This window comes from Methylobacterium sp. GXF4 (assembly GCF_000272495.1).
GTDB classification, from domain to species: Bacteria; Pseudomonadota; Alphaproteobacteria; order Rhizobiales; family Beijerinckiaceae; genus Methylobacterium; species Methylobacterium brachiatum.
This window is the reverse complement of sequence record NZ_AKFK01000054.1, coordinates 158,389-171,599: the sequence shown is the minus strand read 5'-3', so window position 1 is coordinate 171,599 and position 13,211 is coordinate 158,389. Positions and strand designations below refer to the sequence as shown.

Annotated in this window: 13 protein-coding genes; 5 read left to right on the top strand and 8 right to left on the bottom strand. The window is 70.1% G+C overall.

The window, feature by feature from the left end:
- The first annotated feature begins 4 nt into the window (after positions 1-4).
- The 4 genes from secD (at position 5) to WYO_RS11545 (ending at position 4,073) form a co-directional block, all read left to right on the top strand.
- Positions 5-1,609, top strand: coding sequence for a protein translocase subunit SecD (gene secD, locus WYO_RS11560; protein WP_007562492.1), 1,605 nt, complete (start codon positions 5-7; stop codon positions 1,607-1,609).
- Positions 1,610-1,842: 233 nt separating this feature from the next.
- A complete protein-coding gene (secF, locus tag WYO_RS11555) occupies positions 1,843-2,784 on the top strand; it encodes a protein translocase subunit SecF (protein WP_007562491.1) in 942 nt (313 codons plus the stop codon).
- 12 nt (positions 2,785-2,796) lie between these two features.
- Entirely contained in the window at positions 2,797-3,195 is a 399-nt protein-coding gene (locus WYO_RS11550; protein ID WP_007562490.1) for an MTH938/NDUFAF3 family protein, read from the top strand.
- On the top strand, positions 3,195-4,073 hold the full coding sequence (locus WYO_RS11545; RefSeq protein ID WP_007562489.1) for a phytoene/squalene synthase family protein: 879 nt from the start codon (positions 3,195-3,197) through the stop codon (positions 4,071-4,073). The genes WYO_RS11550 and WYO_RS11545 overlap by 1 nt, the downstream gene beginning before the upstream one ends.
- Before the next feature lie 155 nt (positions 4,074-4,228).
- On the opposite strand, the gene WYO_RS11540 is transcribed toward WYO_RS11545, so the two are convergent.
- The 5 genes from WYO_RS11540 to WYO_RS11520 form a co-directional block, all read right to left on the bottom strand.
- On the bottom strand, positions 4,229-4,876 hold the full coding sequence (locus tag WYO_RS11540; RefSeq protein WP_007562487.1) for a methyltransferase domain-containing protein: 648 nt from the start codon (positions 4,874-4,876) through the stop codon (positions 4,229-4,231).
- Positions 4,873-5,637: a 5'/3'-nucleotidase SurE gene (gene surE, locus WYO_RS11535; protein WP_007562485.1), complete on the bottom strand. Its 765-nt coding sequence runs from the start codon at positions 5,635-5,637 to the stop codon at positions 4,873-4,875. Before surE ends, WYO_RS11540 begins: the two co-directional genes overlap by 4 nt.
- Positions 5,637-7,031, bottom strand: coding sequence for a serine--tRNA ligase (gene serS / locus WYO_RS11530; RefSeq protein WP_007562483.1), 1,395 nt, complete (start codon positions 7,029-7,031; stop codon positions 5,637-5,639). Before serS ends, surE begins: the two co-directional genes overlap by 1 nt.
- An 88-nt stretch (positions 7,032-7,119) precedes the next feature.
- Positions 7,120-7,485 carry a nuclear transport factor 2 family protein gene (locus WYO_RS11525; protein WP_007562481.1) on the bottom strand — a complete coding sequence of 122 codons (366 nt, stop codon included), beginning with the start codon at positions 7,483-7,485 and terminating at the stop codon, positions 7,120-7,122.
- A 120-nt stretch (positions 7,486-7,605) separates the two neighbouring features.
- Complete coding sequence (locus WYO_RS11520; RefSeq protein WP_007562480.1) at positions 7,606-8,049, bottom strand: OsmC family protein; 444 nt, start codon at positions 8,047-8,049, stop codon at positions 7,606-7,608.
- 154 nt (positions 8,050-8,203) lie between these two features.
- Here WYO_RS11520 and WYO_RS11515 point away from each other — a divergent pair, with 154 nt between their 5' ends.
- The gene (locus tag WYO_RS11515; RefSeq protein WP_007562479.1) at positions 8,204-9,070 is read left to right on the top strand and encodes an ATP-binding protein; all 867 of its coding nucleotides are present in this window, start codon (positions 8,204-8,206) and stop codon (positions 9,068-9,070) included.
- Between the two features lie 142 nt (positions 9,071-9,212).
- On the opposite strand, the gene WYO_RS11510 is transcribed toward WYO_RS11515, so the two are convergent.
- The 3 genes from WYO_RS11510 to WYO_RS11500 all read right to left on the bottom strand — a co-directional run bounded on the left by WYO_RS11510 (position 9,213) and on the right by WYO_RS11500 (position 13,137).
- Positions 9,213-11,375, bottom strand: coding sequence for a TonB-dependent receptor (locus WYO_RS11510; RefSeq protein WP_165486551.1), 2,163 nt, complete (start codon positions 11,373-11,375; stop codon positions 9,213-9,215).
- Positions 11,376-11,788: 413 nt separating this feature from the next.
- The gene (dut, locus tag WYO_RS11505) at positions 11,789-12,259 is read right to left on the bottom strand and encodes a dUTP diphosphatase (RefSeq protein WP_007562477.1); all 471 of its coding nucleotides are present in this window, start codon (positions 12,257-12,259) and stop codon (positions 11,789-11,791) included.
- Complete coding sequence (locus WYO_RS11500; protein WP_007562475.1) at positions 12,256-13,137, bottom strand: CoA ester lyase; 882 nt, start codon at positions 13,135-13,137, stop codon at positions 12,256-12,258. Before WYO_RS11500 ends, dut begins: the two co-directional genes overlap by 4 nt.
- Positions 13,138-13,211: the final 74 nt, after the last annotated feature.

Here is a 13,211-nt window from a genome sequence, read left to right as displayed (position 1 = left end):
GCCGATGCTGCGCTTCTCCCGTGCGAAGATCATCACGACCCTCGCGGCGATCCTGATCGGCCTGATGCTGGCGGTCCCGAGCTTCTTCACGCCCGAGCAGCGCAAGGGCTTCGTGGCGAGCCTGCCGTCCTGGTTCCCGACCTGGATCGTCCCGACCCGGGGCATCGTGCTCGGCCTCGATCTCCAGGGCGGCTCGCAGCTGCTGCTAGAGGTCGATCAGAACGAGCTGATCGCGTCCCAGGCCAAGGCGCTGCGCGACGACGTGCGCCGCACGCTCCAGCAGGAGAATGTCCGCGCCGACGGCGGCATCGGCCTGCTCCAGCGCGGCGTCCAGGTGAAGGTTGCGGACGACGCGGCCAGGGCCAAGGTCCTGCCCAAGCTGCAGGAATTGTCGCTGCCGATCACCAGCGCGATCGGCCAGACTGCTGCCCGCACCCTCGACATCACCGAGCAGCCCGGCGGCGTGATCCGCCTGACGCTCACCGATGCCGGCATCACCGACCGCACCCGCCGGGCGGTCAGCCAGGGCATCGAGGTCATCCGCCGCCGGCTCGATTCCACCGGCACCACCGAGCCCTCGATCCAGCAGCAGGGCGCCGACCGGATCCTGATCCAGGTTCCGGGCGAGCAGAACCCGGAGCGGCTGGAGAAGCTGCTGGGCTCCACCGCCAAGCTCGAGTTCCGCATGCTCGCCGACAGCCCCTCGGGCGACGTCGACATGCTGCCCTCCAAGGACGAAAAGGGCGCCAAGGTGCCGGTCGAGCGCCGGGTCATGGCGGATGGCGGCGAGCTGACCGACGCCCAGCCGGCCTTCGACCAGCAGTCGCATGAGCCGATGGTCAGCTTCAAATTCAACCTGCGCGGTGCGCAGCGCTTCGGCCAGGCGACCTCCGAGAATGTCGGCCGGCGCATGGCGATCGTGCTCGACAACGAAGTGGTCTCGGCCCCCGTGATCCGCTCGGCGATCACCGGCGGTTCGGGCCAGATCACCGGCAACTTCACGGTTCAGCAGGCCAACGACCTGTCGGTCCTGCTCCGGGCCGGTGCCCTGCCGGCGAAGTTCACCGTGGTCGAGCGCCGCGTCGTCGGCCCCGGCCTCGGCCGGGACTCGATCCAGGCCGGCAAGCTCGCGACCCTGGTGGCGGCGGGCCTCGTCGTCTGCTTCATGTTCGCCACCTACGGGACCTTCGGCTTCATCGCCAACATCGCCCTCATGGTCCATGTCGGGCTGATCCTGGGCCTGATGTCGGTGCTGGAGGCGACCATGACCCTGCCGGGCATCGCCGGCATCGTGCTCACCATCGGCACCGCGGTGGATTCCAACGTGCTGATCTACGAGCGCATGCGCGAGGAGAGCCATGCCGGCCGCTCGCTGATCTCCGCGCTCCAGGCCGGGTTCGACCGCGCCTTCGCGACGATCATCGACTCGAACTCGACCATGGCGATCGCCGCGCTGATCCTGTTCTTTCTCGGCTCCGGTCCGGTGAAGGGCTTCGCCGTGGTGTTCATCCTCGGCATCCTGACCACCGTCATCACCGCCGTGACGCTGACCCGGATGATGATCGCGGTGTGGTATAAGACGTTCAGGCCGAAGGCCCTGCCGTTCTGAATGAACTTCCTTTCGGGAGATGCATCGCCGCCGGTGTGATCCGCCGCTCCAAACCCCGAACCTCATCCTGAGGTGCCCGCGCCAGCGGGCCTCGAAGGAGGGATCCAGGGACCGCGCGCAGCCTGGGGGCCTCCTTCGAGGCTTGCGCGGGGCGCAAGCACCTCAGGATGAGGTCGCGGGTGGGACGGGATCGTGCCGGTGCTGACATCTCCCACACGTTAGGTCCGAAAAAAATGCGCCTGCTCCGCCTCTGGCCCGATGAATCGCATTTCGACTTCATGCGCTTCCGGCGGCTCACCTTTCCGCTCTCGGCGGTGCTGTCGCTCGCCACCGTGGTGCTGTTCCTCACCATCGGGCTGAACTTCGGCATCGACTTCAAGGGCGGCACCCTGGTCGAGCTGCAGGCCAAGTCCGGCACCGCCGACGTGGCCGCGATCCGGCACACCGCGGTGGGCTTCGGCTTCGGCGAGCCGGAGGTGCAGGAACTCGGCAACCAGGGCACCGTGCTGGTGCGCCTGCCGCTCCAGCCCGGCGAGCAGGGCCAGACCGCGGTGATGAACAAGGCGCACGCCGCCTTCGACGCCGATTACGACTTCCGCCGCACCGAGACCGTCGGCCCGCGCGTGTCGGGCGAGCTGGTCCAGTCCGGCACCCTCGGCGTCGTGCTCTCGGTGGTCGCGGTGCTGCTCTACCTGTGGTTCCGGTTCGAGCGGGAACTGGCGCTCGGCGCCATCGTCGGCACGCTCCACGACATCGTGCTGACGGTCGGCGTGTTCATCATCACCCGCATCGAGTTCAACATGACCTCGATCGCCGCGATCCTGACCATCGTCGGCTACTCGCTCAACGAGACCGTGGTGGTGTTCGACCGGACCCGCGAGCTGATGCGGCGCTACAAGACGATCCCCACGGTCGACCTGCTGAACCTGTCGATCAACTCGACCATGTCGCGCACCGTGATGACCTCGATCTCGTCGGGCCTGTCGCTCCTGGCGCTGGTCCTGTTCGGCGGCGAGGCGATCAAGGGCTTCGCCATCGTGATGCTCTGCGGCGTCGTGATCTGCACCTACTCGGCGATCTTCGTCTCGACTCCGGTGTTGATCTATCTGGGGCTGATGCTCTCGGGCGCCCGGGCGGCGGCCGAGCGCTCCGCCGTCCCGCAACCCGCGGAGTAGTTTTTTCCCGAGATGGCCGAGCAGCCGAGTCCGAAAAGCTTCGAGTCCGGCTTCGTGCCGGGGCGCCACATCATCGACACCTACGGCAATGGCGGCTTCCGCTTCGCCGGGATGTCGCATCGCGGCTCGCTCCTGCTCCTGCCCTCGGGGGTGCGCGCCTGGGACGTGACCTCCCCGAAGGCGATCGACCGGACCTCCCTGCGGCCGGTCCAGGCTGAGGCGGCGGGGATCGAGCTGCTGCTGGTCGGCACCGGCCTCGACATCGCGGCGATCGACCCGTCCCTGCGCGGCTGGCTCAAGGATGCCGGCGTCGGCCTCGACGTGATGCAGACGGGGGCGGCGGCCCGGACCTACAACATCCTGGTGGCCGAGAACCGCAAGGTCGCGGCCGCCCTGATCGTGGTCGATTGATGCCGGAGGTCGACGACAAGCCCGCCGAGACCGGCCTGCCCTTCGCGCAGGCCCATTGCGAGCAATTGGTCCGGGAGGGCGACCCCGACCGCTACTACGCGACCCTGTTCGCCCCGGCCGCCGCCCGCCCCCACCTCTTCGCCCTCTACGCCTTCAGCCTGACCATTGCGCGGGTGCGCGAGGCCGCCTCGAACCCGATGGCCGGCGAGATCCGCCTGCAATGGTGGCGCGACGCGCTCCAGGGCGAGGCAAGGGGCGATGTCCGCGCGAACCCGGTGGCGGCGGCCCTCGAGGAGGCGATCCGCGTCAACCGCCTGCTGCGCCAGCCCTTCGTCGACCTGATCGACGCACGGGTGTTCGACCTCTACGAGGACCCGATGCCCCGGGTGAACGATCTGGAGGGCTATTGCGGCGAGACCGCCTCGGCCCTGTTCCGTCTGGCGAGCCTGGTGATCGGCAACGGCACCGAGCCGGGCGGCGCCGGGGCCGCCGGCCATGCCGGCGTGGCCTACGGCCTCACCGGCCTGCTGCGCGCCCTGCCCTGGCACGCCCGCTCGGGCCAGGTCTACCTGCCGGCCGACGTGCTCGGCCGCTACGGTGTCACCCGCGAGGACATCACCAGCGGCCGCGGCGGCCCGGGCCTGCGCCGGGCCTGCGCCGACCTGCGCGACCTCGCCCGGACCCATCTCAAGGCCTTCGAGGCCGCCCGCCCGACCATCGCGCCGCTCGCCGGCACGGCCTTCCTGCCGGTGGCCCTGGTGGAGCCCTATCTCGCGACGATGGAGCGAGCGAGCTACGACCCGCTCAACACGATCACAGACCTACCGCGCTGGCGGAGGCTGTGGCGGCTGTGGCGGGCCTCGCGCCGGATCGGGTGAACACCGTCCGGTGTGCCGTTCTCGCCTCCTGTCGAAGGACCCGCACCGTCATTGCGCGCGCAGCGAAGCACGCCAGTGATGCGCCACGTTTCGTGATCGGGAGCTGCCCTGGGTTGCTTCGCTGCGCTCGCAATGACGGCGTGGAACAGTGAACGTCAGAGCACCCGCGCCAACCCCGGCACCAGCGCCGCCAGGCGGGTGGGCGGGCCGAGGTCCGGCTCGGCCTCGGGGGTCGCCAGGGTCGCGATCCGGCAGCGGCCGTCCTGGATGAGCCCGGTCACCAGGCGGCCGCCCGGTTCCAGGGCCGCGCGCCAGTGCGGCGGGATGGAATCGACGCTGCCATGGACCAGGATCCGGTCGAAGCCGCCATCCGGCAGTTCGGGCGCGAGGCCGTCGGCCTGGACGACATGGACCTCCGACTGGGCGGTGAGCCGGGCGGCGGCCTCCCGGGCGAGCGTCGCGTAGCGCTCCAGGCTCAGGACCGCGCCGGCCCCGAGCTTGGCGAGCAGCGCCGTGGCGTAGCCCGAGCCGGTGCCGATCTCCAGCACCCGGTGCCCGGGCTCGACCCGCAGCAGCGCCAGCATCTGCGCCACCAGGGTCGGCGCGGTCATCGAGGCGCCGCAGGGCAGCGGCAGGGCGATGTCGCGCCGGGCCTGGGCGCGATGGGCGGGCGGGGCGAAGGGCTCACGCGGGACCTGCTCCATGGCCCGCAGGATCGCGGTGTCCCGCATCCCCCGGCCGCGGAGCGCCATGACGAAGGCCGCGTTGCCGGCAGCCTCCTCGAGGCCGCCCAGGTCGATCACGCCGAGAAGGCCTGCGCGAAGCGGGTCAGGGTCGGCTCGTCCGTGAGGTCGAGGCGCAGCGGCGTCACCGAGATCCGCTTCTCGGCGATCGCCTTCAGGTCCGAACCGTGGCCCGGCTCGAACCGGGCCTTGGCGAAGGCCAGCCAGAAATACGGGTTGCCGCGCCCGTCCACCCGGGCATCGATCGACAGCAGCGCCTGGTTGCGGAAGCCCTGCGCCGCCACCGCGACGCCCTGCACGTCGGCCGGCTCGCAATCCGGGAAGTTCACGTTGATCAGGATGCCGGGCTCGATCCCGGTCTCCAGGATCTTGCGGACGACCTTCGGGCCATGCTCGCGGGCGCAATCCCATTTGAGCGCGCTGCGCCCGCCGGCCCCGTAGGCCTGGCTCAGGGCGATCGAGCGGATGCCGAGGATCGTGCCCTCCATGGCGGCCGCGATCGTGCCCGAATAGGTCACGTCCTCGGCGACGTTCTGGCCGCGATTGACCCCCGACAGGATCAGGTCCGGCCCGTGCTCGCCCAGGATGTGGCGCACGCCGAGGATCACGCAATCGGAGGGTGTGCCCTTCACGGCGAAGCGCGTCTCGGAGACCTGCCGCAGGCGCAGCGGGTCGTTCAGCGAGAGCGAGTGCGAGACGCCGGATTGGTCGCTCTCCGGCGCCACCAGCCAGACGTCGTCGGACAGCTCCCGGGCGATCTCCTCCAGGGTGGCGAGCCCCGGCGCGTGGATGCCGTCGTCGTTGGTGACTAGGATGCGCATCAGCGGGCCCCTTCGATCCGGTTGAGCCCGCCCATATAGGGGTGGAGCACCGACGGGATCGTGATGCTCCCGTCCGGGTTCTGGTAGTTCTCCATCACGGCGATCAGGGCGCGGCCGACCGCGACGCCCGAGCCGTTCAGGGTGTGGACATAGGCCGGCTTGCCGTCCTTGCCCCGGTAGCGGGCGTTCATCCGGCGGGCCTGAAATTCCCCGCAGACCGAGCAGGAGGAAATCTCCCGGTGCGTGCGCTGGCCCGGCACCCAGACCTCGATGTCGTAGGTCTTCTGGGAGGCGAAGCCCATGTCGCCGGTGCAGAGCGTCATCACCCGGTAGGGCAGATCGAGCTTCTTGAGGACCGCCTCCGCGCAGGTGAGCATGCGCTCGTGCTCGTTGGCCGATTCCTCTGGCGTCGTGATCGAGACCATCTCGACTTTGTTGAACTGATGCTGGCGCAGCATACCCCGCGTATCCCGCCCCGCCGCCCCGGCCTCGGCCCGGAAGCAGGGGGTGAGCGCGGTGAAGCGCAGGGGCAGCTCTTCTTCGCGCAGGATCGACTCGCGCACGAGGTTGGTCAGTGGCACCTCCGCCGTGGGGATGAGCCAGCGCCGACTTTGATCCATCCAGTCGCGGACATCGTCACTTATAAATTCAGCCCCACTTCTACCGTTACCAGCGGCCCGCATGCTCGCAAAAGCATCGTAGACCTTCCTCAGGGACGAGCCGTCGACGATGGCGAACTGATCGTCCTCGAATTTCGGCAGCTGCGCCGTCCCGAACATAGCTTCGTCACGCACCAGCACCGGCGGCGCAACTTCCAAATATCCATGCTCCTGCGTGTGCAGGTCGAGCATGAACTGGCCGAGCGCCCGCTCCAGCCGGGCGAGCTGGCCTTTGAGCACCACGAAGCGCGAGCCGGAGAGCTTCGCGGCGGATTCGAAATCCATCAGCCTGCAGGCCTCGCCGAGCTCGAAATGCTCCTTCCCCTCGGTCAGGCGCTCGCGGGTTGAGGCGTGGCTGCGGTAGAGCACGTTGCCGTGCTCGTCGGCGCCGTCCGGCACGTCGGCCTTCGGCCGGTTCGGGATGGCGGCGAGACGGTCGAACAGCGTCTTGTCGGCCGCATCCTGCGCTGCCTTCAGCGCCGGCTCGGCGGCCTTGAGGGCGGCGACCTCCGCCATCAGGGCGGCGGCCCGGGCCTCGTCCTTGGCCTTCTTGGCGCCGCCGATCTCCTTGGCGAGCGCGTTGCGCCGCTCCTGGTTGGCCTGGGCCGCCGAGACGGACGATTTCCGCGCCTCGTCGAGGGCGATCAGTTCGGCCGAGAGCGGCGCGAGGCCCCGGCGGGCGAGGTCGCGGTCGAAGGCGTCCGGGTTGTCCCGGATGGCGCGGATGTCGTGCATCGTGTCGGCTCGGATCGGCGCGCAGGCTCGGGGCGCGCGGCCCCCGCTTTGCCGCATCGCGTCCGGTGGGACAAGCGCGGGGCCGCCCTCAGGCTTTCGGCGGCGCGATCTTCAGCTGGTCGATCGCCCAGAGCCAGGTGCCGTCCGGCTGCGCCCGGGCGACCTCCACCGAGAGCGTGCCGTTGGGCAGACGGGCGAAGGTCAGGGCGAGATCGCCGTTGCGCACGGGCTCGAGTGTCTCGGGGGCCGGGAAGTCGGATTTGCGCCCCAGCAGGTTGGCGTAGAAGGCCCGGATCTCGTCATGTCCGGTGGCGACCACCCGTCCGGCGGCCAGGACGGCCCCCGGCTCGTAGAGCGCCACCAGCCCCTCGACATCGCCGGCATTGGCGCGTTGGTTGAAGAGCTGGGCCAAGGCCCCCGGCTCGGTTGCAGCGTCCCGGTTGTCTTGGGCCATGCGTCGCTCCTGTGCAGGCTAGGGGGAACGTCTCGGGGCGAAGGGCGGATCATTCCGTCCGCAGAAACGCGGCGCGGCGGTCTTCGCCCGCGGGACATTCGGGATCCGGCCCGGGGCCGGTCATGCGAGGCGCCGCCCGCCGCCATCCTCGACCGTGACGGCGACCGGGATCCCGACCTTCACGCTCTCCGACACGGTGCAGAAGCGCTGAAACTGCTCCAGCACCCGGTCGATCCGGGGCATCGCGTCGGATTCCGCGCCGAGCAGGATGCGCACGTCGATCCCGGTGATCCGCAGCCGGCCTTCCGGGGTGCGCGCCACCCGGCAACTGGCCTCGGCGGCGACGCCCTGAGCGTCCTGCCGGAACTTGCCTAGGGCGAAGACCAGGCTGGCGCACAGGCAGTTCGCCACCCCGGCGATCAGCATCTGCTCCGGGACCGGACCGGTGCCACCGCCGATCGGGGGCGCCTCGTCGGTGAGGAGGCCGGGCAGAGCGGCGCCGAAATCGACGGTGAAGACGTAAGCCCCGACCTGGGCGATCCGGATCGTCGGTCCCGCTTCCATCCGCGCCCTCCCGGGGCCGACCCGGGCCGCCCTCGCGGAAGATCCAACGCCCGATTCGGCTTCGCGTTCGGAACGCCCCGAGACGGATGATTTCCGTAACCGAACGCCGTAGTACGGTTGCTCGACCGATCCGGCAGCCAAACCCCCCGATCCGATGACGAGCCTCGAGACCCTGATGCCGCTCCTGGAGCGGATCGCCACCGCGCTGGAGCGGGCCGCGCCGCCCGCGGCGCCGGCCTTCGACCCGAACGCCGCCGACGCCTTCCTGTGGGGGCCCGAGCGGCGGCTGACCCCGGTGCCGCAGGTGGCCCGGGTGGAGATCGGCCTCCTCACCGGCATCGACAGGGCCCGCGACACGCTGATCGAGAACACCGAGCGCTTCGCCCGCGGCCTGCCGGCCAACAACGCCCTGCTGTGGGGCGCCCGCGGCATGGGCAAGTCCTCGCTGGTCAAGGCCGCCCATGCCGAGATCAACGCCCGCCGGCCCGCGGGGGCGCGGCCGATGAAGCTCGTCGAGATCCACCGGGAGGATATCGAGGCCCTGCCCGACCTGATGGCGCTGCTGCGGCCCGATCCGCATCGCTGGCTGGTCTATTGCGACGACCTCTCCTTCGACGGCGACGACACTTCGTACAAGTCGCTCAAGACCGCGCTCGACGGCGGCATCGAGGGCCGGCCCGGCAACGTGCTGTTCTACGCCACCTCCAACCGCCGGCACCTGCTCGCCCGCGACATGGTCGAGAACGAGCGCTCGACGGCGATCAATCCCGGCGAGGCCGTGGAGGAGAAGGTCTCGCTCTCGGACCGGTTCGGTCTCTGGCTCGGCTTCCACAAATGCAGCCAGGACGAGTTCCTGGCGATGATCCGGGCCTATGCGGAGCGCTACGGCCTCGACCTGCCGCCCGAGCGCCTGCGCGCCGAGGCGCTGGAATGGGCCACCACCCGCGGCTCGCGCTCCGGCCGCACCGCCTTCCAGTTCATCCAGGATCTCGCCGGGCGGATGGGGAAGGTGCTGGATTGAGACGGTCCGGCGCCTGAAGCATCCGGCCCGCGCGCGCCCCCGTCATTGCGCGCGGAGCGAACCAACCTAGGGCTACGCACCCTCCTCGGATCGCGCGCTGCGCTGGGTCGCTTCGCTCCGCTCGCGATGACGGCTTGGCCTCTCAAAAGTCGATGGAAGCCGACAGCCAAACCGTGCGCGGGGCGCCCAGGATGAGGGCGCCGTTCGGGTTGGCGATCCAAAAGTGGTTGTCGGTGACGTTGCTCATCGTCGCCCGCAGCGTGACCGGCCTGTCCTGCACGAGCGTGGCGTAGCGCAGGCCGAGATCCAGGGTCGTCCAGTCCGGGATCTTCGAGAAGGGCAGGTTGGTGAACGTCGTGCCGGCATAGGACGCGCCGGTATAGACGACCGTGGCGATCGCCGTGAGGCCGCGCAGGATCGGCGTGTCCCATTCGAGGCCCGCGGTGGCCTGGAAGCGCGGCGCGCCGGTGGCGGGATTGCCGTCGTAGAGACCGCCCCGGGTCCGGCGCCAGCGGGCGTCGAGCAGGGTCGCGCCGGCGATGACGCGCAGGTCCGGGACGACCTCGCCGAAGATCGTCCCCTCGAAGCCGCGGTTCCGCTGCGTGCCGCCGACGCTGAAGACGTGGGTCACGGGATCGACGTTGCCGGCCGGCTGGGTGATCTGGAAGGCGGCGAGCGTCGCCCCGAAGGTCTTGAAGTCGAGTTTCGTCCCGATCTCGTATTGCCGCGACCGGGCCGGCGGGAAGGTCTGCGCGACGTTGACCGCGGAGCCGGGCGGTTTCAGCGCCGTCAGGCCCTGGACCGCGTTGGCGTAGAGCGACAGCACCTCGGTGGGCCGCACCACCAGGCCGAAGGCCGGAGTCGTCGCGCTCTTGTCGTAGGTGCTGCTCAGGAGGCCCGTGACCGGGGCGTAACTGCCGAGCTCGATCTCCTGCCGGCGCGCGCCGACCATCAGCTCGACCAGCCCGTCGGCGACCGACATCGTGTCGGCGACGGCGTAGCTCGTCATCCGGTTGTAGCTCGACCGACCCCGGGGGAAGGCAGCCTTCGGTTGCCCCGGCCAGGCCAGGCGGACCGGCGCGTAGAGGTTGGAGTCATAGTCCGGGTAGGTGATCTGTCCGAGCGTCAGATCCTGGTCGAGATACGTCGCGGTGAACACGGCCTCGTGCTTGATCCAGCCCGTGTCGAAGCGCGCCCGGGCCCCCGTCTCGCCCGACAGCGTCGCGGTGTCGCCGGTCTGGAAGATCGAGTTCACCTTGGTCCGCCCGGTCCGGTCCAGGAGGGTGAAGGCGGGGTTCTCCTGCTTGTCGTAGGTGAAGCGGTTGCCGCCGAGGGCCGCGAACAGCGTGATGTCCGAGGTCAGGTCGAACTCCGCCCGCCCGAGGGTTGTGAGGCTGTCGGACCGGGAGAAATCGAAGGTCTGGGACATGTTCCGGCGCGGGTCGGGCGCCCGGGGCACGCGCAGGCCCTCCACCGGATTGCCGCCGCGGGTCTGGGCGTCATAGGCGTCGTGCTGATAGATGACGTCGAGGAACAGCCGGAACCGGTCGCCGTCGTAGTCGAGGGCCAGCGACCCGACGCCGTTGCGCTGGGCCGTGCGGTCGATCGGCGTCGCACCGCCCAGGCCCGCGCCGTTGATCCGCACGCCGATCTGCTTCGCGTCGCCGTAGCGCCGCGCCACGTCGAGCTCTGCCCCGCCCCGCGTCGTGGAGGCGTAGTCGACGGTCGCCCGGTTCAGCGGCTCGTCGCCCGCGCGCTTGGTGACGACGTTCACCGTGCCGGCGATGCTGCCGGAGATCGAGGTCCCGAACAGGAACGCCGCCGGACCCTTGAGCACCTCGATCCGTTCGAGGGGGGCGGGGTCGATCCGGTAATCCGGCACGAGCCCGTACAGGCCGTTCAGGGCGAACTCGCGGTTGTCGACCCGGAAGCCGCGGATCGTCAGCGCGTCGTAGCGGTTGCCGCTGCCGATCGAGGCGCGCACCGACGGGTCCGTGCGCGTCAGGACGTCGCCGACGCTGACCGCCTGGAGATCGCGGATCGTCTTCTCGGTGTAGCTCGCCGTGCTGAACGGCGTGCGCATGTAATCCCGGTTGCCGAGAATGCCGAGCCGGCTGCCGCGGGCGACCTGGCCGCCGGAAAACGCTTTCGGCAGGCCGCCCGCCTCCCCCAGCCCGACCCGGCCCGCGGCCGGATTGCGCGACTCGACCGACAGCGTTTCGAGTTGGACCGCGGTTGTCGCGGGCTGGCCCGAGCTTTCCTGCGCCAGAGCGGCGTGGTGCGTCAGAAGGAGAAGCGTTGCCAAAGGTGCAACGTGGCGGACATGCGTGCAGGTCATGACGAAGCGGACGCCGATCAAGTCGTGAAACTATGTCGGCGGTCGATTCTTCTCTCCGCAGAGCGGATCGGCGTGGGAATCATTGTTGGGCCAACACATCGCCGCTAGCAGCGCCGAAATGTTCGAGCAAGAAATAAAACCTAGATTTTATAAATTATAAGCTGGCGGAATGATCTACTATAGAGTTTCGTGTTCGAGGATGAAAGGTATTACAGATCTGCGTTGATTTATAGAAACGAAATATCTCATATAATTGTCGGATAAACTTCAATCCTCGCCCGCATCCTCACGCATCGGGAGGGGAACGGCGGAGACGCGGGATGGGGCGGCGAACCGGATATCCGGCGGCCTCGCGCGGTCCCGGATCCGATGCGTGTCGCCTACCGTCCGCTCGACCCGAACCCGCCCGCGCCTCGGCCCGAGCCCGAAGCGGACTCGTCCTCCAGCACCGTCAGGACCGGCCGGGTCACCCGGGTGAAGACCAGCTGCGCGATCCGGTCGCCGGGCTCGATCCGGACCGGATTGGCGTCGTCGCGGTTCCAGGCCGAGACCATCAGGGGGCCCTCGTAATCGGCGTCGATCACCCCGGTGCCGTTGCCGAGAACCAGCCCGTCGCGGTGGCCGCGGCCGGAGCGGGGGAAGATCAGGCCGCACCAGTCGGGGTTGCGGATCAAGACGCAGAAGCCCGCCGGGATCAGGGCCGGGGCGCTGCGCGGCGGCAGGACCAGCGGGGCGTCGAGGCAGGCATGGAGGTCGAGGCCGGCGGCGGCCGCCGAGCCCCAGCGCGGAAACCCCCAGCCCAGCAGCCGGGGGTCGAGGAGGCGCAGCCCGACTTCCGGCAGCGCGCTCACGCGCCGAGCCGCGCGATCGCCTCGGCCAACGCCAAGGTGCGCCGGGCGGCCTCGACATGCAGGCGCTCGACCATGCGCCCGTCCAGCGCGATCACCCCATGCGCCTGAGTCTCGGGCGCGTCGAAGGCCGCCACCACCCGGCGTGCGTCGGCGATGTCCGCCGGGTCCGGCCCGAAGGCGGCGTTGGCCGGGCCGATCTGGCTCGGATGGATCAGCATCTTGCCGTCGAAGCCGAGATCGCGGCCTTCGGCGCATTCCGCCGCGAAGCCGGCGGCATCCCGCAGGTCCGTGAAGACGCCGTCGATCGCCTCGATCTCGTAGGCCCGTGCCGCGGCCAGGACGGTCATCAGCCAGGGACGCAGGGCGGCCCGTCCCGGGGGGCGGATCCGGCTCGCCTTCACCAGGTCGTTGGGGCCAATCACCAGGGCGGCGAGCCGTCCGTCCACGTCCCGGGCGGCGCCGGCGATCTCGGCGGCGTTGACCACCGCCATCGGGGTCTCGATCATCGCCCAGATCCGCGTCGCCAGCGGCGCCCCCAGCCGGCGCAGGCGCGAGCCCACCGCGATCAGCGTGTCGGAGCTGCGCACCTTCGGCACCAGGATCGCGGCGGCCCCCGCCCCCGCGAGCGCCGCGAGATCGGCCTCGCCGTCCTCCGTCTCGGGTGGATTGATCCGCACCACCACCTCGCGCGGGCCGAAGCCGGCTCCCGAGACGGCGGCGGCCACCATCGCCCGGGCCTCGGCCTTCTTCCCCGGGGCGACGCCGTCTTCCAGGTCGATCAGGATCACGTCGGCGGGGAGCGTGCGCGCCTTCTCCAGGGCGCGGGCATTCGAGCCGGGCATCGCCAGCACGCTGCGGCGGGGACGGATCTCGCTCATCACGCTTCTCCCGGGCCGGCGGGACGCCCTTCGGGTCGCCGATAGCTTTCCGCCGCGTCCCGGGCAAGAACGCA

Coding starts and splice junctions, on each gene's coding strand:
- secD (WP_007562492.1), top strand. CDS start 5: ATGCTGCGCTTCTCCCGTGCGAAGATCATCACGACCCTCGCGGCGATC.
- secF (WP_007562491.1), top strand. CDS start 1,843: ATGCGCCTGCTCCGCCTCTGGCCCGATGAATCGCATTTCGACTTCATG.
- WYO_RS11550 (WP_007562490.1), top strand. CDS start 2,797: ATGGCCGAGCAGCCGAGTCCGAAAAGCTTCGAGTCCGGCTTCGTGCCG.
- WYO_RS11545 (WP_007562489.1), top strand. CDS start 3,195: ATGCCGGAGGTCGACGACAAGCCCGCCGAGACCGGCCTGCCCTTCGCG.
- surE (WP_007562485.1), bottom strand. CDS start 5,637: ATGCGCATCCTAGTCACCAACGACGACGGCATCCACGCGCCGGGGCTC.
- serS (WP_007562483.1), bottom strand. CDS start 7,031: ATGCACGACATCCGCGCCATCCGGGACAACCCGGACGCCTTCGACCGC.
- WYO_RS11525 (WP_007562481.1), bottom strand. CDS start 7,485: ATGGCCCAAGACAACCGGGACGCTGCAACCGAGCCGGGGGCCTTGGCC.
- WYO_RS11520 (WP_007562480.1), bottom strand. CDS start 8,049: ATGGAAGCGGGACCGACGATCCGGATCGCCCAGGTCGGGGCTTACGTC.
- WYO_RS11515 (WP_007562479.1), top strand. CDS start 8,204: ATGACGAGCCTCGAGACCCTGATGCCGCTCCTGGAGCGGATCGCCACC.
- WYO_RS11500 (WP_007562475.1), bottom strand. CDS start 13,137: ATGAGCGAGATCCGTCCCCGCCGCAGCGTGCTGGCGATGCCCGGCTCG.